Origin of the sequence: Streptomyces sp. (genome assembly GCF_050698815.1) — a bacterium.
Lineage (GTDB): Bacteria > Actinomycetota > Actinomycetes > Streptomycetales > Streptomycetaceae > Streptomyces.
In genome coordinates, this window is record NZ_JBOHCV010000648.1 from 1 (window position 1) to 5,749 (window position 5,749).

6 protein-coding genes and 1 pseudogene are annotated in these 5,749 nt (G+C 69.4%); 4 read left to right on the plus strand and 3 right to left on the minus strand.

Features of this window, described 5'->3' with window-relative positions:
* On the minus strand, nt 1–202 hold a 202-nt coding region (locus ACRDP3_RS23340), incomplete at its 3' end, for a hypothetical protein (RefSeq protein WP_431518965.1).
* Nucleotides 203–348: 146 nt separating this feature from the next.
* Here ACRDP3_RS23340 and ACRDP3_RS23345 point away from each other — a divergent pair.
* The 4 genes from ACRDP3_RS23345 (at nt 349) to ACRDP3_RS23360 (ending at nt 3,579) form a co-directional block, all read left to right on the plus strand.
* Nucleotides 349–657 carry a peptidoglycan-binding protein gene (locus tag ACRDP3_RS23345; RefSeq protein WP_431518966.1) on the plus strand — a complete coding sequence of 103 codons (309 nt, stop codon included), beginning with the start codon at nt 349–351 and terminating at the stop codon, nt 655–657.
* A gap of 186 nt (nt 658–843) precedes the next feature.
* Entirely contained in the window at nt 844–1,512 is a 669-nt protein-coding gene (locus tag ACRDP3_RS23350; protein ID WP_431518967.1) for an HAD-IA family hydrolase, read from the plus strand.
* A 456-nt stretch (nt 1,513–1,968) separates the two neighbouring features.
* Nucleotides 1,969–3,072: a helix-turn-helix domain-containing protein gene (locus tag ACRDP3_RS23355; RefSeq protein WP_431518968.1), complete on the plus strand. Its 1,104-nt coding sequence runs from the start codon at nt 1,969–1,971 to the stop codon at nt 3,070–3,072.
* Nucleotides 3,073–3,168: 96 nt separating this feature from the next.
* A complete protein-coding gene (locus tag ACRDP3_RS23360; protein WP_431518969.1) occupies nt 3,169–3,579 on the plus strand; it encodes an NUDIX hydrolase in 411 nt (136 codons plus the stop codon).
* A 107-nt stretch (nt 3,580–3,686) separates the two neighbouring features.
* On the opposite strand, the gene ACRDP3_RS23365 is transcribed toward ACRDP3_RS23360, so the two are convergent.
* Both ACRDP3_RS23365 and ACRDP3_RS23370 read right to left on the minus strand, forming a co-directional pair.
* Nucleotides 3,687–4,496, minus strand: coding sequence for an SAM-dependent methyltransferase (locus tag ACRDP3_RS23365; RefSeq protein ID WP_431518970.1), 810 nt, complete (start codon nt 4,494–4,496; stop codon nt 3,687–3,689).
* Nucleotides 4,497–4,686: 190 nt separating this feature from the next.
* Nucleotides 4,687–5,212: pseudogene (locus ACRDP3_RS23370) on the minus strand (dihydrofolate reductase family protein).
* Nucleotides 5,213–5,749 lie beyond the last annotated feature (537 nt).

A 5,749-nucleotide genomic window follows, 5' to 3' on the forward strand; every position in this document is an offset into this window, starting at 1 on the left:
GGGCCGTGCCGGCCGCCGCCCCGGAGCGGCCGTACTGGCAGCCGCCGGAGTCGTCGCCGCGCTCGGCACCGGACTGCTGACGGCGCAGGCGGTGACGGACGGCGACAGCGGCGACGACCGGAGCCTCAGCACCGAGGACCGCGCGGGCCCCGAGGTGCCCAGCGGCGGCCCGACCGAGGCTCCTTCCCGTACGGACCGGCACAAGGACGACACCCGGCCCTCCGCCCGCCCGACCCGGAACGCCGGCTCCGCCTCCCCCCCCGCGCCGACCGGGACAGCGACGCGCACACGGGCCGGGGCGCCGTCTCGCCGAGCGCGTCCTCGTCCGCCGCGCCGGGCTCCGGTGGTTTGCCGGGTAACGGCGACGGCGAGCGGGACCGTCCATCACAGTCGCAGCGGCCCTCGCAGCCTCCGACGCGGCCCGGTGGCGACGGCACGCTGCGCCCTGGTGACTCCGGCGCGGAGGTGGTCGAACTGCAGCGCCGCCTCAAGCAGGCCGGTGCGCTCGAGCAGGCCGCGCCGGAGGACGGGCGGTACTCCTCGACCGTCCAGCAGGCGGTCGCCGACTACCAGGCCCGCCACCGCGTGCGCGGCGACAGGTACGGCGAGTACGGACCGCGCACCCGCCGGGCCCTGGAGTCGCACACGACTGGCTGATTCTCACCGCGAAGAACACTGGCGCGCGGGCCGACCTCTTTGTATCGTAGAGAAACAAAGTGGTTCCGCCCGTGCCCCTCACCTGACAGTTGGGGCGTCCCTGACCGGCGGGCGGAGCCGCCTTGCTCTTTCCGCACGAACGCACCGACACGCAACGCACCGACGCACACCAGGGAGCCGCGCACCATGCCGACGCCGCCGCAACCACCCCTCACCGCCCGCGGCCTGCTGCTCGACATGGACGGCACACTGGTCGACTCCGACGCCGTCGTCGAACGCGTCTGGAGTGACTGGGCAGCCACGAAGGGCCTGGACGCGGCCGAGGTGCTGAGGACCGCGCACGGCCGGCAGGGCCACGAGACGATGGCCGACGTCTTCCCGGACCGCCCCGCGGAGGTCAACCGCGAGGAGAACCGCGCCCTCCTCGCGCGGGAGACCAGCGACCTCGAGGGCATCGTCGCGGTGCCCGGCGCGCCCGCCTTCATGGCCGCTGTCGCACGCCTGCCGCACGCCCTGGTGACGTCGGCCGACGCCGGCCTGGCCACCGCGCGGATGGGGGCGGCGGGTGTACGTATGCCGGACACCCGCATCACGGCGGAGAGCGTGAGCGCGAGCAAGCCCGACCCGGAAGGCTTCCTCAAGGGTGCCGCCGAACTGGGCCTCCCTCCGGAGGACTGCGTGGCCTTCGAGGACTCGGGCGCGGGTATCGCCGCGGCCCGCGCGGCCGGCATGCGGGTGGTGGGTGTCGGCTCCCGCGCCTCGTCGTACGGGCCCACGGTGCACGTCACCGACCTGACCCGGCTCCGCCTCGAGCCCCTGCCGGACGGCGCCGTCCGCCTCCACTTCACGGGCTGACCGGCCTGCCTGGCCCCGGATCCCTGGCGGCAGGGGTCGGGCCTCTTCCGTATGCTCAGCGCTGCGCCGGCAAGGGTCCGGCGAAGCGCGCCATTACTGGCGCCCCTTGCGTCGGCACACCTCGCACGGGAACGGGCATGGCGGAGGGGTCACCACGGCCACGGCAGCTCCCGTCCGTGTGCCTGCCGCACGTGCCGACGGAGTTTCACCCGTGCGTCCGCTTCCGCGCTGCGGTCGTACTCGCGGGCTGCCTTGTCCAGCTGCCGGTTGATCTGGGCGCATGCCGCGCATCCCCTGCCGTCGCCTGTCATGGCTGCCTGCCGTCGTCGCTGATGGCGTGTCAGTCACAGCTTCGGCACAGCGAGTCAGGGCGAGTAGTGGCATACGTAGGGGCAACTGCGGTGATTCCAGTGCCCGGAGACCCGACCAAGGCAGTCGTGGGGGCATCATGGGGCCATGAGCATCGGGGACTTGATCCGAGAGCTGCGCGAGGCCAGGGGGTGGTCTCAGGGCCGATTGGCCAAGGAGATCAACGCCGCGTTCCGCACCAACCTCACGCGGGAGTACGTGAGCCGCTGGGAGCGTTGTCGGGTGACGCCGAGTGCGTTCTATCTCCGCTGCCTCTCGGCTGTCCTGGATGTGCCCCTGAGAGTTCTTGAGGACGACGTGCAACGAAGGACCTTCATCACCGATGTGGCCGCGACGGCGATAGCTCCTATGGTCGCCTCCGACTTGCTCACCACCGGCTTTTCCGCCCGCCTGCACGGGGGTCCCTCTGCGGATGTCTGGGAAGCGAAGCTGGCTGCGTACGGCACCGACTACATGTCGATGGGCGCGGCGGATATCCAGCGACGCGTATCAGGCGAACTCGTGGTGGTGCAGCAGCAGTTGGATAACCCACGACTGTGGTCGGCAGCGAGTCGGCTCATGACGCTGTATGCCAAGACCTTCCCGGGAAGCGACGGCTCCAAGGCCGTCCACTGGTACCGCATGGCCGCGAAGTCGGCGGATCAGTCGGGGGACGAACAGTCGCGCGTGTGGGTGCGAGGTCGCGCCGCCATCGCGCTCGGCTACGAAGGTGCCTCGCTGGGCGTCGCCGACGTGCTGGCTGACCAGGCCATGCAGATCAGCGAAAGGCCGTCCCTCGGCCTGTTGAACGCCGTCATGGGTCGCGCCCACACCGCAGCGATCCGGGGCGACAGCGCTACGGCCCTGACGATGCTGGACAAGGGGCGGCGCATCTTCGACAAGGCAGCCTCCTATGAGCAGACTTCGGACTATGCCGTCCCGTGGTGGCGCATGAACGTCTTTGCCTCGCTACTGCTCGCCAGACTCGGCGACGAGAAGAGCGCAGTGGCGGCACAAGACGCCGCGCGGGCCGAACTGCCAGTGTCTTTGCCCCGGTTCGCCACACACCTTGAGATGCACCGAGGACTCATGCTCGCCCGGTCCGGAGACAAGGCCGGAGGCGTCGCGTACGCCCAACAGGCTATGGACGCCCTTCCACCTGAGAAGCACAGCTTGACCCTGAGGATGCTGATGGACGAGATCCGGGCTTGAAACGGGGAGTGTCTGGCGCGCTTCGGTCCTTCCAGCAACGGGGTGACCCGATTCACCTTGTCGATACGGCTTCCCGCCCGCCCTGGCGGAGCAGACGTGGCGCAGCAGAAGTGTGACGACCGACCGGGCATCGCGGCAGCGATCGTCGTTCATGAGGGACGTGTTCTCATGGTGCGCCGCCGGGTCAGCGAAGGCCCGCTCTCCTGGCAGTTCCCCGCAGGCGAGGTCGAATCGGGTGAGGTCCGCGAAGACGCCGCCGTACGGGAAACCAAGGAAGAGACCGGCCTGGAGGTGACCGCCGTCAAGTCGCTCGGTGAGCGGATCCACCCGGCGACTGGCCGGCTGATGTCCTATACGGCCTGCGAGGTCGTGGGTGGCTCCGCGCACGTCGCGGACACCGACGAGCTGGCCGAGCTCGCCTGGGTGACTCTCGCAGCGATCCCCCAGTACGTCCCCTATGGCCTGTTCGATCCGGTCCAGCAGCACCTGGACTCCATGCTCAGCTGATTTCGTCGACAGGACGCAGGACGAAGCAGGGTCACCTCGTGCAAGTACGTCGTGACGCGACTCTGATCAAGACCTGCGCGAGTTGACAACGCTCGTGATCAATACATCTAAGGCTTGCGGCCGACGCCGCCCGCCTCGTCGACCTCGTCGGGCTCACCGAACGGTGCGGCCTCCGGACGCCACCGGGGCACCGAGACCACTCCGGGCTCCAGCAGCTCCAGCCCGTCGAAGTACCGGGTGATCTCCTCGGGCTTGCGCAGGATGTACGGGAGGGCGCCGCTGTCGTTGTACTCGTCCTGCGCCTCGGGCATCCCCGACGGCAGCACGTTCGTGCCGTCGCACAGCACCAGGTGGCTCCCCGACGGCAGGGCGTCCAGCAGACGTCCCACGATGGAACGCGCCTCGTCGTAGTCCGGCACGTGGCCCAGGATGTTCAGCATCATCAGCCCTATGGGCAGGCTGAAGTCCAGGGTCTTGGACGCCTCGGCCACGATCGTGTCCGGGTCGTGCAGATCGGTGTCGATGTAGGTCGTCGCGCCTTCGGGCGTGCTGGTGAGCAGCGCGCGGGCGTGCACGAGCACCAAGGGGTCGTTGTCCACATAGACGATGCGGCTGTCCGGCGCGACCCGCTGCGCGACCTCGTGCGTGTTGTCCACCGTGGGCAGCCCGGTGCCGATGTCCAGGAACTGCCGGATGCCCACCTCCCCGGCCAGCAGGCGTACGGCCCGGTGCAGGAAGTGCCGGGAGGAGCGGGCGATGTCGACGATGCCGGGCGAGACGGCCACGTACGCGTCACCGGCTTCCCGGTCGACGGGGTAGTTGTCCTTGCCGCCCAGCCAGTAGTTCCAGATCCGGGCCGAATGCGGCACGGAGGTGTCGATCGCCGCCGGTCCGGAATCGCGTGCGTCCTCTGCCACTGGAACCTCTCCCGCCCTGAGTGCGCCTGCAGTTGGGGCCCAACGTAGCCGAAGACCGGCGTGACGACATCGGGGCCCTGCTCGACATCGGCTAGCCTCCGCAGACCGACTACGGCCTCGCGGACGTACGCACGCTGCGGCACGACCTCTTCTATGGGGACGCCCACCTCGAGTCCGTGGACAGAACCACCTAACGCGCCACGCGGTGGCGGAGGTAGACGACACTCGAGCTGAAGGTGCGGGTCTCGACGAGTTCGAGATCCACCCGGCGCTCGTGCTGGGGAAAGAACGGAATGCCACCCCCACCAGCATCGGGTAGACCCTGGTCCGGTACTCGTCGATCAGACCCGACGCGGCCACCTCGGCGGCGAGCCTCGCGCCGCCGATCGCGATGTTGCCCTCGGGCCGCCGGAGGCCAGGCGGGCATTACCCTGCACCGCCGACAGCGTGGTGGAGAACACCACCTTGGGGAGCGGCTTCCAGATCGCGGCGAACTCGAGCATCGAGTCGTCGAGCGATGGATCCTTGTCGGCGGTCTCCCAGTACAGCATCGTCTCGTACAGCCGTCGTCCCAACAGGTGGACGCCGACCTCTCGCACCTCGTCGATTCAGAAGCGAAAGACCTCCTCGTCGGGCACCGTCCAGTCGAAGTCGCCGTCCGGCCCGACGATGTAGCCGTCAAGCGAGACGCTCATCGAATAGGTCACGCTGCGCATCAGAAGTCCTCCTCGGCAAGGGTTCGACAGTACGACCGCCGGACGCCGCAGGACTCATCGCGGCTCGCGGGATCCTCTGGGCTGAGGCGGTTCTGGGCATGGCCGTTCCGGCGTGCCCCGACGGCGTGCTGGTGAGTCCGGCAGATCGTGGAGTCAACCGTCACTCTGAGCAGGCGGCGTATCGGCCCGACGGCGTAGGGAAGTCGGGTGGCCCAGGCAGCGGCCCGGTGTGGTGGCCACGATCGCGAGACGATGACCGCGCCCGGAAGTGCGAGCCACCAGCGGGCGCGGCGCGGTGGGCGCCCGGTCTCAGGTCGCGATCGCGTGCGACCGGAGGCGTACCGTCGAGCGGCTACGATCCACCTGCCAGCCTACCCGTGATGTGGCCCACCGGGGTTGGTGGGCCGTCGACGGGGTTTCTCCGCGGGGTATCGGGGAGTTGATCCGCGAGCTGCGGGAAGCGTGAGAAAGGTCGCATGGCCGATTGGCCAAGGAGATCAACACGGCTTTCTCGGTCAGGCGCGCTTGGGTCCTTCC